This window comes from Bacillus pretiosus, from assembly GCF_052947655.1.
In genome coordinates, this window is record NZ_CM129593.1 from 2,316,203 (window position 1) to 2,333,345 (window position 17,143).

Here is a 17,143-nt window from a genome sequence, read left to right on the forward strand (position 1 = left end):
GCTTCTGCTGTAACAAAAGAAAGAAGTATTAGCCGTGGACACGGCGGCTTGAAAATAGTATGTATTTTTATTTCAAAAATATTCAAGGGGTGAAGAAACATGGGATGTTTAATAAAAGGGGTTTGTGAAATTAATCAGCTAATTAGTAAAACAAAAGAGAAAAACAATGAGCAAATATAACAATAAAAGGATAAATGTTCAAAAGAGCGATGAGTATAAAGTAAAACAAAATAGTTATATTAAAGCATGATTTTCATGAAAAATAAAGCACGCATATAAGTGTGCTCTTATGAACGCTTTAGATTAGTATGACTAGATAGTCACCATACAATAAAATATGCTTGTTTGATATAAATGTGTGTTAAATCTATAACATATATTTTGGGGTGTATAAGGAATATTAAATGTTAATTTGCCAAGCATATTGTTTTTATTAACGAATTTGTGCAACTGTTAAAGTGGCAGAACGAATATCTACTGTACCAATTACTTCAACCGGTACAATTTGAATTAAATCACCAGGGTTTTAGTTTATTAGAATGACACCGCTGGATACATCTACTTGACCAGTGCCAATGATATTAGAACGGACTGCGGTTCCAGATCCTGCAATAATATTAGTTGATGAGTTTAGTGTCAAGAAAAAGCGCGCTGCTTCCGGGGCTACTGGAACGTTATCGAGGCTGATTGTTAATGTATAACTGATTTGATAAATACCAGCTACTTGAATTCTAATTCCAGTTCCAGTACTAATTGTATCATTTATTACAGGGACAGTAATATTAGGGTTTGGGCCCGTACTAGGTAATAGTAATGGCGTGAATAGTGTTGCAAATTGAGGTGAAGTAGCATTGAAAGCAAAACCGAGAGCTGGTAGCGTACTAGGGGCTTGTGCTCCACAATTAAAGTTTGTGTGCTTACGACAAGATGAACGCATATTTTCACTCCTTTCTTTCATTTAGATTGCGTGAGTAATAACCTCACGTTTTGGACAAGCACAATACAATATATGAAAATTTATAATGAATAGTGCAGACGTGTACTGTTATGAATAAAACTAACTGTCTGTTGTACAAAAGGAAACACTATGCTTACAGAAATAGTTTGTAACCTAAAGTTGAAAAATAGTATGAACAGGGTTAAAAATGTTATTCAGAAATGAAAGGAAAAAAATAAAAAAGAGCACGCATATAAGCATGCTCTTTGGCAAGAAAGGTAGATTTTTATGAGTGGATTCCTCCATACAATAATATATGCTTGTCCGGTTAATAGTTGAGAAAGGGAGAATGAATATGGAACAAATTGAAGCGTATAACAAAATAAAAATTTCATTTTGTAAAAAAGGGGAATGGATATTTGTACTTATTGGGAAAACGCAGTTAAAGAATTCTTAAAGAAGTAAGAGCAGGAACGAAATAAAAGAGCAGCTAGCAAAAGCTAACTGCTCAATACAAGGAGATACAGAGAAGACCACTTTAAATGAATGTTGGCATACAGCCTACATTCAATATGGACCAAATATTTATTTTAAATCCAATTTATCATCCCAACAGATAAAATGGCTGCGCCTGCTGCAGAACCTAGCCAGTCTCTCCAGCCTAATGTATTTAAAGATGCATCTGTTAAATCCATAATTAAGAAGATAGCAAACATTAATACACCAAATGCTAAGCATCCCCAAAATATTTGCAAATATTTAATCATCTTCTTTCGGAACTTGCTCATATAAATCACCCTTATTAATAATTTATATTTTTACAAATAAATTATCGCATGTGCAAAAATTAAACGTACAAAATATGCAATATTACATATTGGAACTCAAAAAAATAATCCATTCATAAGTACATAGATCGAACAGGGGGAACCGTATCGTATGAACCAATTTTCATTTTTTGAAATCATCGATGTAAAGGAGATGCGCTGACTTGTGGTGAAGGAGCTGAAAAACTACAAAGTATTGTGCGTCTGGATGAAGAATCGAGAAAATAGGATCAAGCGGAGGGCATCGTTCTTTTCCTAAAATGAAAGGTGACGATAAGAAACATGAGATACGTTTTAAACAAATTGAGCGGACGTTAAAAAATAAAAATTTATAAAGGAAATAGAAAGTAGGATGTTGTATATACAATAATAGGAAACTTTTTACTAATTAAACATATAATTAAAATAGACCGATAGTCGGTCTGGTGGGAAGGAGAACGTGAATGCGAATAATTAAGGAGTATGAGGAGCGTAGAAAAGAAATTTTAGAAACGGCTGAACGATTATTTGTTACGAAAGGTTATACGAAAACAACAGTAAATGACATTTTAAAAGAGATAGGGATAGCAAAGGGGACGTTTTATCATTATTTTAAGTCGAAAGAAGAAGTGATGGATGAAATCATTATGAGGATCATTAAAGATGATGTTGCTCAAGCGAAAGCAATCGTCTCTAATCCAAATATCCCAGTTTTAGAAAAGTTATTTCGAGTTTTAATGGCGCAATCACCAAAATCAGGAGATGTTAAAGATAAAATGATTGAACAATTTCATCAGCCAAATAATGCGGAAATGCATCAAAAAAGTATAGTGCAATCCATTATTCATTTATCTCCTGTTTTAGCAGAGATTTTAGAACAAGGAATCGATGAAGGCATATTTTCTACACCATACCCACAAGAAACGATTGAATTATTACTCTCTTCAGCACAAGTCATATTTGATGAAGGTTTATTCCAGTGGAAGCCGGAAGAAATGATTAGAAGAGCTAAAGCGTATATTAAAATGATGGAAGTATCTGTTGGAGCGAAAGAAGGATCTTTTGATTATATGGTTGAGGTTTTAATGAAACAGAAATAATGTTTTTCTGTTTGTTTATTATAGACCGACAGTCGGTCTATATTAAAGGAAGGGTGTGATTATGATGTCTATTAGTATAAAACCTTCGATGAAAGATTTTTATTTAATGGTGAGTGGGCAAATTATTACTATTTTAGGTTCAACACTTTTACGTTTTGCTCTGTCGTTATATGTGCTAGATATAACAGGGCGTGCTGATATATTCGCAGGATTATATGCGGTTACGAGTATTCCGTTTTTGTTAGCTCCTGTTGGCGGAGCGATAGCAGATCGTTTCAATCGTCGTAATTTAATGGTTATTTTTGATTTTATAAACGCTGTGATTGTATTAAGCTTTATAGTTTTATTATTTACTGGATCTGTATCTATTATATTGATTGGAACTATTATGTTTTTACTTGCAGTCATTAGTGCAATGTACTCACCAGTTGTAATGGCGAGTATTCCTCAATTAGTTCCAGAGAAAAAGTTAGAACAAGCGAACGGTATCGTAAATGGTGTGCAAGCATTATCTAATATAGTAGCTCCTGTATTAGGAGGAATGTTGTACGGCATAATTGGTTTGAAAATACTTGTAATAATAAGTTGCCTTGCTTTCTTTTTATCTGCGATTTTAGAAATGTTTATTACAATACCTTTTATAAAAAGAGCAAAAGAAAACCATATTATACCGACAATTGTAAAGGATATGAAAGATGGCTTCGTATTCGTTTTAAAACAACCATTTATTTTGAAATCTATGCTTTTAGCTGCATTACTAAATTTAATACTAACACCGCTATTTGTAGTTGGTGCTCCAATTATTATACGAGTAACGATGGAAAGTAGCGACACGTTATACGGAATTGGAATGGGATTGATCGATTTTGCTACTATTTTAGGTGCATTATCAATAGGTTTTTTTGCGAAAAAGCTACAGATGAAAACATTGTATTATTGGATGCTGTTAATAGCTTTATTAGTAATACCGATGGCACTATCAGTTACGCCAGTTATTCTTAATTTAGGATACTATCCACCATTTATCCTCTTTATACTCTCTTCTATTCTAATTGCAATGATCATGACAATTGTATCTATTTATGTAATTACTGTAGTCCAAAAGAAAACACCGAATGAAAACCTAGGGAAAGTAATGGCAATTATAACAGCGGTATCTCAATGTATGGCACCAATTGGGCAAGTCATTTATGGTTTTATGTTTGAAGAATTCAATATGAAAATTTATTTACCTATATTAGCTATTAGTTTCATAATGATAATAATAGCGATAGTGACGAAGAAAATATTATGGAATGAGGGGAACTAGCTTAATATGATTAGGAGAATGTTAAAAAGAGATTTCTCTCAAAATAAAATGATGATTACCATCTTATTTATGTTTATCATGTTATCAAGCCTTTTAATGGCAAGTGCTTCAAGTAACGTTATAAATCTATTGAACTCGATGGATCAATTGTTTAAAGTATCAAACGCACCGCACTTCGTACAAATGCATGCCGGAGAAATAAATCAAAAGTCAATCGATTCATTTGTAGCGAAAACTCCTTTTGTAAAAAAACAGCAAACGGCTGAGATGGTTCAAATAGGCGGGTCTAACATTTTTATAAAGAAGAAAAATCAAGCGGAACATAATAGTGTAATGGACATTAGCTTCGTTAAACAAAATAGTAATTTTGACTTTTTATTAGATTTAAATAATGAAGTGATCGATGTTAGGAAAGGGGAAATAGGTGTACCAATTTATTATATGCAAAAATATAATTTGCGAATTGGAGATAAAATATGGGTTGTTAAAAATAATAATGAACTAGCATTGGCTATTTCGGCATTTGTTCGTGATGTTCAAATGAACCCATCACTTGTTAGTTCAAAACGATTTGTAATAAGCGATGAAGACTTCGAAAGAATAAAGGGGAATTTTGGAGAAAGTGAATATCTTATTGAATTCCAGCTAACAGATGTAAATAAAATAAAAGAATTTGAAAATCTATACCAGTCATCGAATTTACCTCAAAAAGGTCCCTCTATTACGTATTCACTCTTTAAAACACTCAATTCATTAACAGATGGAATAATAGCTGCAGTACTTATCATAATAAGTGCATTATTAATGTTAATCGCAATTTTATGTATAAGATTTACGATTATGACTTCTATGGAAGAAGATTATCGGGAAATTGGTGTTATGAAAGCTATCGGCATTACAAGCAAAGAGATCCAAAAATTATATGTAACAAAATATGTTGTTATTGCTGCTAGCGGGTGTATATGTGGATATATTCTTTCGTTATTTGTTACAAAAATATTTACCTCTAATATCTCACTTTATATGGGAACAGCAAATACAAGTGTTTTACATTTTATTGTACCATTAATAGTCACAACTCTGTTATTTCTAGCCGTTATCCTTTTCTGTCGTATTATTTTGCGGAATTTCAGGAGAATTACAGCAATAGATGCTTTACGATCAAGAGGTAATCTAGGAAAGGGAAAGGTGAAAAGTTCTTTTTCTCTCTCTCAAACTAAAATTACAAATGTAAATATATTTATTGGTATACAAGATGTCGTAAAACGCTTTAAGTTATATCGCGTATTAAGTATCGTTTTAATCATAGCCGTGTTCATGATTGTTGTACCTGTTAACTTTTTGTATACGATTCAGTCACCGAAGTTTGTAAATTACATGGGAACAGGAAAAAGTGATATTCGAATAGATTTACAGCAATCTGAAAATATAGAGAAACGATTTAAGGACGTAATTTCATATATACGAAATGATGAAGACGTAGAAAAATATGCAGCATTTGTAACGAGTACATTTAAAATGGTGAACGCTGAAGGTACACATGAAAACTTAAATGTAGAAGTAGGAGACTTCACTCAATTTCCATTAGATTACGTTCAAGGAATAGCACCAAAAAATGAAAAAGAGATTGCTCTATCTTATATGAATGCAAATGAATTAAAAAAGAATGTAGGGGATGAAATCGTTTTATTTGTAGAAGGAAAAGAAAAAGCACTAACTATTAGTGGGATATATCAAGATGTAACGAATGGTGGGAAAACAGCTAAAGCGAGCTTCTCTTATAATAGCGAAAATATATTATGGTATGTAGTAAACGTAGATATGAAGCCTACTGTGAATTTACAAGAAAAAGTGAAGAAGTATAAACATAATTTTAGTTCTGCAAAAATAACAGATACAGATGATTATTTAACGCAAACTTTAGGAGAGACAATTAAACAATTAAGACTCGTGACGCAAGTGGCAATTTTGATTGCTATATTGATATCAGTTTTAATTACTGCGATGTTTTTTAAAATGTTATTGGCAAAAGACTCTTCACAAATATTAATTATGAAAAGTATTGGTTTTTCTAACAAAGATATTCGTATACAGTATATAACTCGTTCTATTGTCATTGTATTAATAGGCATTGTAACAGGGACATTACTAGCTGCTACGTTTGGTGAAATGTTAGTAAGTTGGTTAGGCTCATTTATGGGAGCAGCTCATATAAAGTTTGTCGTGAATCCTATCGTTTCTTATGTAATATGTCCAGCTATATTATTTATATCTGTGGCCGCAACAACACTTTTCAGTAGTTTTACTATGAAACAAACAAACGATGTAAAGCCAAATGGAGAGTAGGGGTGTGTAACTTGAACAAAATTTTAGAAGTTAAACAATTAAACAAAAAATATTCAATAGATGGAAATACAATTTATCAAGTACTAAAAAATATAGATTTAGATATTTATGAGGGAGAGTTTGTATCGGTCATGGGGCCTTCTGGTTCTGGGAAATCGACGTTACTATATAATATTAGTGGAATGGATCAAATGTCATCAGGAAGTGTGAAAGTTGATAGTAAAGAAATATCATGTATGAAAGAAGAAGCGTTAGCCAAATTGCGCCTTACTGAAATAGGATTTATTTTTCAGCAGAGCAACCTTCTTAGAAACTTGAATCTATTTGATAATATCATCTTGTCAGCATATTTAGCGAAATGTGAGAGTAAGAAAATAGTAAATCAACGTGCCCTGGAGCTAATGGGGAAAATGGGGATTAGTGATATAGCATCTCATTATATAACCGAAGCATCTGGAGGGCAATTACAAAGAGTTTCTATTTGTAGAGCGCTCATCAATAATCCAAATGTTATTTTTGCTGATGAGCCAACTGGTGCTCTAAATTTAAAATCAACAGAAGAGGTAATGCAAATATTATTAAATATTAACCGTGATGGAACGACCATTATGTTAGTGACTCATGATGTAAAAGTAGCAGCGAAAACAGAAAGAGTTCTTTTTATGGTGGATGGAGAAATTGTTAGCGAAATTCAGTTAGGTAAGCTTAGGAATAATGAGTTGAAAGTGCGAGAAGAGAAGCTGTTAAAATGGTTAGCTGTACTTGGATTTTAAAGAAAAAAACTCCTATTAAATGTAGGAGTTTTTTTCTTTGTCTGAAAGCTTAAAAAGATATATAATAATTTTCTGATTATTTAAAAATGGAGGAGTACAAATGAAAAATGAAACGTTGCACACGCAAGAAGATATTATTAAAATGCTTGATTCATTATTAAGACCAGCAGAACCATTTTGGAATGAATTTTATGAGAATAGGGAAAAGGATGTTCCGTTTTTTGCAAATGTTCCAGATGAAAATCTAGTTTCATATATAGAAACAGGATGGATTTCCAGAGGGAAAGTGCTGGAACTTGGATGCGGTCCAGGAAGAAATGCAATTTATTTAGCGAATGAAGGATTTGAAGTAACAGCAGTGGATTTATCGATAGAGGGTATTAATTGGGCGAAAGAGAGAGCGTTAGCAAAAGGAATAGAAATCGATTTTATTTGTGATTCGATTTTTAATTTAGATTGTCAAAATGATTTTGATTTTGTGTACGATTCAGGCTGTTTACATCATATTCCACCACATAGAAGGCTACATTATGTGGATTTAATTAAAAAATCATTGAAACCGGGTGGTTATTTTGGATTAACATGTTTTGCAGCAGGCGATTTAGATGAGCGAAATGGATCAGAAATAACGGATTGGGACGTATATAGAGGGTGGAGTTTACAAGGTGGACTTGCATATTCTGAAGAAAAATTAAGAGAGATATTTAAAGAATTTGAAGTGATTGAAATTAGAAAGATGAAGCAAATTGACCAACCAAATACTATGTTTGGAGAATCATTTCTTTGGACAGCATTATTTAAGAAGAAATAAACAGGGATTTAATTGACAAACTCATCTTTTTTATAGACAATACATTTATAAGAATGTACGTTCGGTTCTGGCTGGCCGATGTATGTTTTACATAAATACATAACAAGGGGCGGTCTCTATATGAGTAACACAAATCAAAAAATCACTACGTTTTTAATGTTCGAAGGTAAAGCTGAGGAAGCAATGAACTTTTACACGTCGCTATTCGATCAATCAGAAATTGTAAGTATCTCTCGCTACGATGAAAACGGACCAGGTAAAGAGGGTTCTGTCATTCATGCAACTTTTACGTTAAATGGTCAAGAATTCATGTGCATTGATAGTTATGTAAAGCATGGTTTTACATTTACACCATCTATGTCTCTTTATGTAAATTGTGAGACAGAAGAAGAAATTGAAGCGGTCTTTCATAAGTTAGCGCAGGATGGATCTGTACTAATGCCTTTAGGTTCTTATCCATTTAGTAAAAAATTTGGCTGGTTAAATGATAAATATGGTGTGTCTTGGCAGTTAACGCTTGCGGAATAAAAAATGTAATTTATTTGTTTAATGGGTTTAGTTCAGAGGATGAAAATTTAAATAATATATAAAAAGGTGTTCCAACCGTCAACAGGTTTGGAATGCCTTTTTATATGTAATTGATTTGCTTAAATGAATTTATATTTTTTCTATTCAGAATATTTTATTTTTCTTACTACTTTTTTATCTGTTAATATAAATATAGAAAAATATGTATTAATTATTGGTTAGGTTAATAGAAAAAGGAAAGCATAAATAGTAAATGATCTTACACTTAAAATGTAACAAGATAGCTAGGGGGAATAGTTATAATGGATACAACTCAACAAAACAGTAATGCATGGGATAAAAAGGTTGAAGAAGGTTCTAGATATACGCAACCTGTAAGTAGCGAGGTTATTGAAAGAAGTAAATCAGGTGAATGGGAAATCACAGTTACCACAGAAAAATCAGTTCCTAGAGATTGGTTTCCAAAGTCATTAGAAGGATTAAAAATACTGTGCTTAGCATCAGGTGGAGGGCAACAAGCACCAGTTCTAGCTGCTGCTGGGGCGGATGTAACAGTTACTGATATATCAAGAAAGCAGTTGGAACAAGATAAAAAGGTGGCAGAACGGGATGGGTTAACTTTAAAAACAGTGCAAGGAGATATGTCAGACCTTAGTGATTTTGAAGATGAATATTTTGATATTGTCGTAAATCCCGTTTCTAATTTGTTTGTAAAAGATGTTCATCTTGTATGGAATGAGGTATCAAGGGTACTAAAGAATAGAGGTATTCTTATTTCTGGATTTACAAATCCATTACTATGGATTTTTGATGACAATCAAGAGCAAAAGGGTATTCTAGATGTTAAACATTCAATACCATCATCAACACTAGATTATTTACCAGAGAATGAAGTTCAAGATTATGTAAATTCTAATCAAACAATAGAATATGCACATACTCTTGAAGACCAAATTCAAGGTCAAGTTGAAGCTGGTTTAGTTATAACTGGTTTTTTTGAGGATGATTTTGGTGGAACTAGAATATTAGATAAGTATATTAAAACTTTTATTGCTACAAGAGCTGTAAAGTTAAAGCTAGATTGAAAGTTTTTGCTTGTTATACTGGGGTTAGTTGAAGAATGGTCTTAAAAATAGGGAAAGTTCAATATATATCAAAAAGGATGGCACTTGCCATCCTTTTCCTTGTGTATTTTGAGTATATAAACAAGTTTCATATCTCTTAGTTGAAGTTGTCATTATTTATAGTTACTCTTTTCTTTTTAAGAATTTTGCATGCCGAATCTTTCACCGAGTTTAGCTAACAATTCAGGCTGATCCCCTTGACTCATTACAACTTCAATAAAGATAAGTTGATTCTTATTTAAAGTTATATTAGTTAAGACTTCTGCTAACTCTATTTCATTTTCCACTTTATATGTTAGACTTTTTTCTTCTGATCCAAATACGTTTGCTAGTTTCGTGTAATCCCACATTTGTATGTCATTATACGGTTGATTTTCGCCGTGAATTGCACGTTCAACAGTGTATCCATTGTTATTAATTAAAAATATAATCGGTTTTAAATTTTGACGAAGTATAGTCGATAACTCTTGAACAGTTAATTGGAAAGAACCATCACCAATAATTAAAATATTACGTCGCGATAAATCAGCGAGCTGTGTACCGAGTAGAGCAGGTAATGTATAACCAATTGATCCCCATAATGGTTGTGCTACATATGTAGTGTTATTTGGTAAAGGGATAGCAGCACTACCGAAGAAAGGTGTTCCTTGCTCAGCAATTAAAACATCGTTTTCTTGTAAGAAATGGTATATTTGTTGCCAAAAACGTTTTTGTGTAACCATTTGAGCTTTTGGATTGAACTCTTCTGTCATAGATAGTAATTCTGAAATAAAGGGCTTAATTTCAAGTGTTTCCTCGTTGCGATGTTCGATTAAATCACTTAACTGTTGTAAAACATCTTTCATTACAACGGGTCCATATTTTTTATCTATAATTTTCACAGTATAGGGATGGAGTTCTATAACTTGCTCTTTCATAAAGCCTTGTGTAAAGCCACCAGTAATAGTATCAGTTAATTTCACGCCAATACTAATAATACAGTCAGATTCATCAATTCTTTTTCGTAAGTATGGAGAACTAACATCACCAGTATAAATTCCTATAAATTGAGGGTGTTGTTCAGGGAATATTCCTTTTCCCATACTTAATGTTGCGATAGGAAACCCAGTTTTTTCTACGAATTGATGCAAATATTCTTCCGCATGAAAACGAGCTACTTCAAAATCAGCTAAAATAACTGGTTTTTTGGCACTGTTTATTTTTGAAGTAGCATGTAGAAGCATTTTATCCAACGCATCTTTATTACTTAGAACTGGTCTATGTAAAATTGGTTCTGTAGGTTTATTAATTGGTTTATTATACACATCAATCGGTAATTGAATATGAACAGGGCGTTTCTCACTCCAACATGCACGTAACACACGATCGATTTCTTCAGCGGCATGCTCAGGTGTTAATTTTGATTGTGCCACCGTGATTTCTCTATACATATTGGAAAAATGATCGAACTTTCCATCACCTAACGTATGATGAACGAGTGCTCCATTTTCCATTACTGTTGTTGGTGGTGTCCCCGTGATTTTTATAACAGGTACGTTTTCTGCGTATGACCCAGCAACACCGTTAAGGGCGCTTAATTCTCCAACGCCAAAGGTCGTAATAAGAGCTGCAATTCCTTTTATACGAGCATATCCATCAGCGGTATATGCCGCATTTAATTCATTACAATTACCAATCCACTTTAGCTTTTCATGTGCTAGTACGTCATCTAAAAAAGCCAAATTATAATCACCAGGAACACCAAATATATGCTCAATTCCTAATTCGCTTAGTCGATCTAATAAATATGTACTTACAGTATATTGCGATTTCAAATGAATCATCTCCTAATTGTGCAATGTATATTTCAATAAATTAAAGAAGTTCTAATACGTTGATTAAAATATTGATTACTGGATTGTGGTATAATTTATATACAGGGGGAACGCAGATGACACAACATAAAGAAGAACAGATGAATGAAGCATTAGCATTATTTTACTTTGCATATAAAACATTTACTGAAAAGCCAGATGAAATTATAAAAGAGTATGGCATACAACGAGTACATCACCGAATTTTATTTTTTATCGCACGATTTCCAGGGATAAGTGTAAATGAGTTATTATCACTGTTAGAAATAAGTAAACAAGCTCTTCACGGACCACTACGACAACTTGTGGAAAAAGGCTTAATTGAGAGTAATGAAGCTACACATGATCGCCGTGTGAAACAGTTATCTTTAACAGAAATAGGTGTAGATTTAGAGAAAAAATTGAGCGATGTTCAAAGACAACAGATGAGTGCTATTTTTTCAAAATTTGGTGAATCATGTGAAGAAAATTGGCATCAAGTTATGAATGAAATGGCAAATAGTCGATCAGGTTTTGATGCTTGGATATCAAAACGAGCAGTTGTAATCGATCAGAAATAATAAGAAATATATCTGTTTTTATAGTTTGAAAAAGAACAAATTTTATCCATACATTTGGCAACTATGGATTGGTCATAGAGTGAATGGATAAAAAGATACATTACTAGATACTTTATACGTGTACGCAATGGAACAATAAAATTCACATTTCCGAGAGGGGAATTATTATGATAAAACTTGTACTTATTCGTCACGGACAAAGTTTATGGAATCTTGAAAATCGCTTTACAGGATGGACAGATGTAGATTTATCAGAGAATGGATTAAGTGAAGCGAGAGAAGCAGGAGGGATTTTAAAGAAAAATGGATATACTTTTGATGTCGCGTATACATCTGTATTAAAACGAGCAATCCGGACGTTATGGATTGTACTTCATGAGATGGATCTTGCTTGGGTACCAGTACATAAATCTTGGAAGCTAAATGAAAGACATTACGGTGCATTGCAAGGGTTGAATAAAGATGAAACTGCGAAAAAGTATGGTGAGGAGCAAGTTCATATTTGGAGAAGAAGTATTGATGTAAGACCACCTGCTCTTACTGAGGATGATCCTAGATATGAAATGAATGATCCAAAATATAAAACACTTAAAAAAGGTGAGTTTCCATTGACTGAATGTTTAGTGGATACGGAGAAAAGAGTACTTGATTATTGGCATTCAGAAATCGCGCCATCATTAAAAAGTGGTGAAAAGGTAATTATTTCATCACACGGTAATACGATTCGTTCGCTAGTGAAATACTTAGATAACCTTTCAAGCGATGGTGTTGTTTCATTAAATATTCCAACGAGCATTCCACTCGTTTATGAATTAGACGATGATTTACGTCCGATTCGTCATTATTACTTAAGTATGGACGGAGAAGTACCAAAAGGGAAAATTCCGAAACATATTTCTTTTTAACATGAAAATTTGAAACGCATGCTTGTCTACATATACAATGTAGATTCATGATAAAAGACGTGGTACCTTCTAATGTATATGCGATATTGCTAAATTTAGAAGCTTGTCCACGTCTTTTGTCATAAAGAGGGCTGCTTGTGCATGTAATGATATCGTGAGTAGTTTTTGAATGGAGGGTGATGTCATTGGTGATCTCTAACATTCGAATCGGCTTATTTATTTTAGCAATCGTTTTTCTCGTTCTTGTGTTCTTTTACTGGAGAAACGAAGAGTTGTACGAGGAGAAAAAGCAACGTATTAGAAAGACTTGGTATGGGTTGTTTATAATATCAGTCACTGTGTATTTCATGATAAAAGGAATTGATTTAACCCTCTGGAAAAACCTATTAATGTTCACTGCAATGGTTATTTTCGTTGATATCGCATTTATTTTAACACCTAATATTTCCGAAATATGGGGAGCGAAATTTAGCGATATCGGCAAGACTGTTCAATCGATAAAACGGTCTTTAATTGCTTCTAAAGCAAGAGGGGAAATATATACAACAATTATTCAAAATGTCAATCCAGCAATGTTCGGTACAATGGAATGGCATACGGAAGAAGAGTATACAAAAAGCTTAAACGCATTTTTAGATTCGTATGGGGAAAAGATTGGTGCGAAAATTGTCGTATTTGAAGCGGCAAAGGAATTAAATACTAACTTTCGCGGTATCCGTTCTCAATTTAGTATTATCGTTCCGTTTGAACACATTGAGCAGTTGAATGAGCAGAAAGCGGTACAAGTAGAAAATGTCGGCATTATACCAGCAAAAATTGTGAGTGATGTTTTCATTGTTATTGATGGGAAGAAAAATAATCTGCAAGATCGAGATTTTGAAAATGTATATAATTTAACAATACATCATAGTTATTTTAGTAAATAAGGACAGGATTTTCTTCTGTCCTTTTCACTTATACATAAAGGTAAAGCGAATTTAGACAAACTTGTATAAAATCGGACAATCATTCCTACACTAGCACGTAGAGGTGATTGTAGTGATAAAAGATTATGACAATGATTTTTTTAAAGAAGATAATGAAGATACAACAGATTTCTCGTTAATAAAAGGAGATACATTACAGCAAGTAGAAGAGTTAGAAGAAGAATTAAAAAGAAAATGATACGTGTACATGCTGTCTACATTTGCGATATAATATAAATAGAAGATTGTATCTTTTTGAAAAGGGGGAGAAGAGATGGCTGAAGTAAATGTACAAAAGTCTTCGTTTTTTAAAGAAAAAAAAGAAGAACCAAATACAGATTTCTCTCTTGTGAAAGGTGCATTGACTCAAAATGTAGATCGATTAGAAAAATTTATAGAGGCGACTCCATATAAGTATACAAAAGAGAATGCGTAAAAGCATTCTCTTTTGTATTACACTCTTTATGATTTGCTTATCTGCTATTTCTTTTTTTGTTTAAAAATGATTTTATACATATAATACCCAAGGGCTGCAAAAAGGAATCCAATAGCAGCACCAACTACTTCTTTCATAAACAATAAGTATAACGAAGCAATAAGTAGGGCAAATAAGATTAAAAGTAATACATACTTTGAAATGAATTCTAACCCTTTGTATACTAATAGTATTACACCTGAAAGAACAGTGAGGATAGGTAATATCCTATTTTCGAAAAAACCTTCCTTTTTTTTGCTAGAATGCTGTTGTTTATTCAATATAGATATACTCCCGTCTTAAAGGATTAATGTTTTACTAGTTTTGCTATTTCATTTTCGAAAAGATTTTTGGTTAAATAGGTTATATCAAAGGAATCATTTATTATATTTCGAGTTAATAGCCATTGGATGTTTGGTGATTCAATAACAAAGAATCCATTGTCAGAAATAACCTCATTCTTTTCTGTTAAATCCAGACGCATAATAGTGTAAATAGACTGCGTTGATTTTAAATCCTTTATAAAATTTTCAGCATATAAGGAATTAAATCCATTCTCTATTAATATTGTTTTCCCTTCTTGAATAGACAGAGGGAATAACTTTTCGATATTTTGTACGATATGATTTGGAAGAGTCCCTACAATGTTACTTCCTTTTTCCTCTTGCTGAAATACTAGCTGTAATAAATTTTTAGATTCTAAAAATAATCTATCGTCTGAAATTTCTTCGATTTTATGTGCAATCCCATCTAAACTCTGATATGTAACGTTTGAAGTGTTATCAATATAAATGTTAGCAGTAATCGTTGTTTCGTTTATAAAATCGACTTTTTGAAGTAATAATGAAAGTTGCGGGTTACACATAGTGTTGAATAATTTCTCTATACTCGGTTGTAATTGCATTTCTTTAGTTTGTTGATTAAAGTTTAATAATCCTCTAGTATATAGGGAATGCGCTGCAGTCAATAATATTTTTTCGACATCTGCTTTCTCTAGTTCATCATAAATAAGACTTAGTAATTCTTTTGCATAAGTTTGATTTTCTTTGGAATTCATTAGAAATGCTAATTCCTCTATAGAAACAATTTGTTTTTTATTCATAGCTCTTAAAAAGTCTAATTAGAGACTTTTTTTACCTCATTTCTTCAATTGATTTTTAATTTATTTTAAAAAATTAGTGAAGCTATCTGTAAAACTTGAAATACTCTCTTTAAACTTTTGACGAGGTACAAATTTATCTGCTAATTCATTGAATGCGGTTCCACCTACAGTAGAACCAATAATGCCACCTGCAATTGCACCAACAGCTGTACCAACTGGAGGGAAAATTAATGAGCCAGCTAATGCACCGGCTTCAGCACCCGCTACTCCACCTGCATAAGTTGAAGCTAAATTTCCAACTACCTTTCCTGTAGAATAAACTGTATCCATAGCAATATTAACACCAGCTTGAGAGCCATCATATTTTTTAAAATCACCTTGTATGGCGGATGTTAATGAATTTACTTCCCCTAATGCAGTAAGGGAAATGGAAGCTATACCAAAGGGTTTCATATTTTTTATAATATGCTTAGAAATATTAGATTCTTTAATACTATTTTTAGGAAGAGATTTATCTAATTTCCCTAATGATGCAGCGGTTTTTTCTAATGTTGAAAAGTCTTTTAAGGGAATTAATTTATTCCATATTTCTCCTGCCTTACCATTAACCCATTTACGAGTGACGATATCTACTAAATCATTTCTTTTTTTGTTAGGAATAACATTTAATACACCTGCCATTATACCTAATTTAACGGTGGGAGATAATGAGGTCATCAATCCCTTTTTGAGAGATTCAAGCAAACTCCCCTCATTTGTAGATAACTCAGCTCCTGTTTCACTATCTACTTTTCTGAATTTTTCGGCCGCTCTTTTTAGTTGAATTTCAATCTGTTGAAGGCAATGAATATATTTATTCATTACTTGGCTAGATTGTTGAAAATCATAATAAAACTTTTCTTTGGTAGAACCATACCAAATTGATTCAAGATATAAGATATCTTGTCGAAGGTTAGTAAATTGTAATTGTGCTTGCTCTTGAGCACTTTTAAACTTGTTAGCAGAAGCTTCTAATAATTCTGGAGTCACGATAATATTCAATATGGTTAACCTCCTTGTGTGAAAAATTATTTTAACCAAAAATATATTAGATTATAATTCCAATAAAATCTACTTTTTATAATATCAAATATTATTATTAAATAGTAGATTAATATTGGTAATTTTATGATAATTAACAAAAATAAAAAAGAGAGAATGCCAGGTAGGAGTTAAAGGTATATCAGATTTCTCGTTAATAAAAGGAGATACATTACAGCAAGTAGAAGAGTTAGAAGAAGAATTAAAAAGAAAATGATACGTGTACATGCTGCGTACATTTGCGATATAATATAAATAGAAGATTGTATCTTTTTGAAAAGGGGGAGAAGAGATGGCTGAAATAAATGTACAAAAGTCTTCATTTTTTAAAGAAAAAAAAGAAGAACCAAATACAGATTTCTCTCTTGTGAAAGGTGCATTAACAGAAAATATAAATCGTTTAGAGAAACTGATGAATAATAGCGGTTCAAAATATATACGAGTGAAAAAAACAAAAGAAAATGCATAG

18 protein-coding genes and 1 pseudogene are annotated in these 17,143 nt (G+C 32.3%); 13 read left to right on the forward strand and 6 right to left on the reverse strand.

The window, feature by feature from the left end:
* Nucleotides 1-433: 433 nt before the first annotated feature.
* Nucleotides 434-937 (reverse strand): annotated as a pseudogene (gene exsF / locus ACU8YW_RS11930) (exosporium protein ExsF).
* Between the two features lie 590 nt (nt 938-1,527).
* Nucleotides 1,528-1,725 carry a hypothetical protein gene (locus tag ACU8YW_RS11935; RefSeq protein ID WP_088063371.1) on the reverse strand — a complete coding sequence of 66 codons (198 nt, stop codon included), beginning with the start codon at nt 1,723-1,725 and terminating at the stop codon, nt 1,528-1,530.
* Nucleotides 1,726-2,207: 482 nt separating this feature from the next.
* Between ACU8YW_RS11935 and ACU8YW_RS11940 the strand changes: the two genes are divergently transcribed.
* The 7 genes from ACU8YW_RS11940 (at nt 2,208) to ACU8YW_RS11970 (ending at nt 9,695) form a co-directional block, all read left to right on the forward strand.
* Nucleotides 2,208-2,843 carry a TetR/AcrR family transcriptional regulator gene (locus ACU8YW_RS11940; RefSeq protein ID WP_088063372.1) on the forward strand — a complete coding sequence of 212 codons (636 nt, stop codon included), beginning with the start codon at nt 2,208-2,210 and terminating at the stop codon, nt 2,841-2,843.
* Between the two features lie 61 nt (nt 2,844-2,904).
* Nucleotides 2,905-4,152, forward strand: coding sequence for an MFS transporter (locus ACU8YW_RS11945; RefSeq protein WP_088063373.1), 1,248 nt, complete (start codon nt 2,905-2,907; stop codon nt 4,150-4,152).
* 6 nt (nt 4,153-4,158) lie between these two features.
* Entirely contained in the window at nt 4,159-6,498 is a 2,340-nt protein-coding gene (locus tag ACU8YW_RS11950) for an ABC transporter permease (RefSeq protein ID WP_088063374.1), read from the forward strand.
* A gap of 11 nt (nt 6,499-6,509) precedes the next feature.
* Nucleotides 6,510-7,271, forward strand: coding sequence for an ABC transporter ATP-binding protein (locus tag ACU8YW_RS11955; RefSeq protein ID WP_142291731.1), 762 nt, complete (start codon nt 6,510-6,512; stop codon nt 7,269-7,271).
* A gap of 100 nt (nt 7,272-7,371) precedes the next feature.
* Nucleotides 7,372-8,082, forward strand: a complete 711-nt coding sequence (locus ACU8YW_RS11960) for a class I SAM-dependent methyltransferase (RefSeq protein ID WP_088063376.1) — start codon at nt 7,372-7,374, stop codon at nt 8,080-8,082.
* 120 nt (nt 8,083-8,202) lie between these two features.
* Entirely contained in the window at nt 8,203-8,610 is a 408-nt protein-coding gene (locus ACU8YW_RS11965) for a VOC family protein (protein WP_088063377.1), read from the forward strand.
* 302 nt (nt 8,611-8,912) lie between these two features.
* Nucleotides 8,913-9,695 carry a class I SAM-dependent methyltransferase gene (locus ACU8YW_RS11970; RefSeq protein WP_088063378.1) on the forward strand — a complete coding sequence of 261 codons (783 nt, stop codon included), beginning with the start codon at nt 8,913-8,915 and terminating at the stop codon, nt 9,693-9,695.
* Between the two features lie 176 nt (nt 9,696-9,871).
* On the opposite strand, the gene ACU8YW_RS11975 is transcribed toward ACU8YW_RS11970, so the two are convergent.
* Nucleotides 9,872-11,557: an alpha-keto acid decarboxylase family protein gene (locus tag ACU8YW_RS11975; protein WP_088063379.1), complete on the reverse strand. Its 1,686-nt coding sequence runs from the start codon at nt 11,555-11,557 to the stop codon at nt 9,872-9,874.
* Nucleotides 11,558-11,664: 107 nt separating this feature from the next.
* Here ACU8YW_RS11975 and ACU8YW_RS11980 point away from each other — a divergent pair, with 107 nt between their 5' ends.
* From ACU8YW_RS11980 to spoIISB (ACU8YW_RS12000), 5 genes are all read left to right on the forward strand, one after another.
* A complete protein-coding gene (locus tag ACU8YW_RS11980; RefSeq protein ID WP_088063380.1) occupies nt 11,665-12,147 on the forward strand; it encodes a MarR family winged helix-turn-helix transcriptional regulator in 483 nt (160 codons plus the stop codon).
* Nucleotides 12,148-12,314: 167 nt separating this feature from the next.
* Nucleotides 12,315-13,052, forward strand: a complete 738-nt coding sequence (gene gpmA, locus ACU8YW_RS11985) for a 2,3-diphosphoglycerate-dependent phosphoglycerate mutase (protein WP_088063381.1) — start codon at nt 12,315-12,317, stop codon at nt 13,050-13,052.
* 188 nt (nt 13,053-13,240) lie between these two features.
* Nucleotides 13,241-13,978, forward strand: coding sequence for a type II toxin-antitoxin system SpoIISA family toxin (locus ACU8YW_RS11990; protein ID WP_142291738.1), 738 nt, complete (start codon nt 13,241-13,243; stop codon nt 13,976-13,978).
* A gap of 112 nt (nt 13,979-14,090) precedes the next feature.
* The gene (locus tag ACU8YW_RS11995; protein WP_000588712.1) at nt 14,091-14,216 is read left to right on the forward strand and encodes a hypothetical protein; all 126 of its coding nucleotides are present in this window, start codon (nt 14,091-14,093) and stop codon (nt 14,214-14,216) included.
* 75 nt (nt 14,217-14,291) lie between these two features.
* Nucleotides 14,292-14,453 carry a stage II sporulation protein SB gene (gene spoIISB, locus ACU8YW_RS12000; protein ID WP_000852624.1) on the forward strand — a complete coding sequence of 54 codons (162 nt, stop codon included), beginning with the start codon at nt 14,292-14,294 and terminating at the stop codon, nt 14,451-14,453.
* Between the two features lie 44 nt (nt 14,454-14,497).
* On the opposite strand, the gene ACU8YW_RS12005 is transcribed toward spoIISB (ACU8YW_RS12000), so the two are convergent.
* From ACU8YW_RS12005 to ACU8YW_RS12015, 3 genes are read right to left on the reverse strand one after another with little or no spacing between them, the layout of a single operon-like run.
* Entirely contained in the window at nt 14,498-14,773 is a 276-nt protein-coding gene (locus ACU8YW_RS12005) for a hypothetical protein (RefSeq protein WP_001041557.1), read from the reverse strand.
* 26 nt (nt 14,774-14,799) lie between these two features.
* Nucleotides 14,800-15,594 carry a hypothetical protein gene (locus ACU8YW_RS12010; protein WP_162937119.1) on the reverse strand — a complete coding sequence of 265 codons (795 nt, stop codon included), beginning with the start codon at nt 15,592-15,594 and terminating at the stop codon, nt 14,800-14,802.
* 60 nt (nt 15,595-15,654) lie between these two features.
* Complete coding sequence (locus ACU8YW_RS12015; RefSeq protein ID WP_327961386.1) at nt 15,655-16,635, reverse strand: WXG100 family type VII secretion target; 981 nt, start codon at nt 16,633-16,635, stop codon at nt 15,655-15,657.
* 331 nt (nt 16,636-16,966) lie between these two features.
* Here ACU8YW_RS12015 and spoIISB (ACU8YW_RS12020) point away from each other — a divergent pair, with 331 nt between their 5' ends.
* A complete protein-coding gene (gene spoIISB / locus ACU8YW_RS12020) occupies nt 16,967-17,143 on the forward strand; it encodes a stage II sporulation protein SB (RefSeq protein WP_046959435.1) in 177 nt (58 codons plus the stop codon).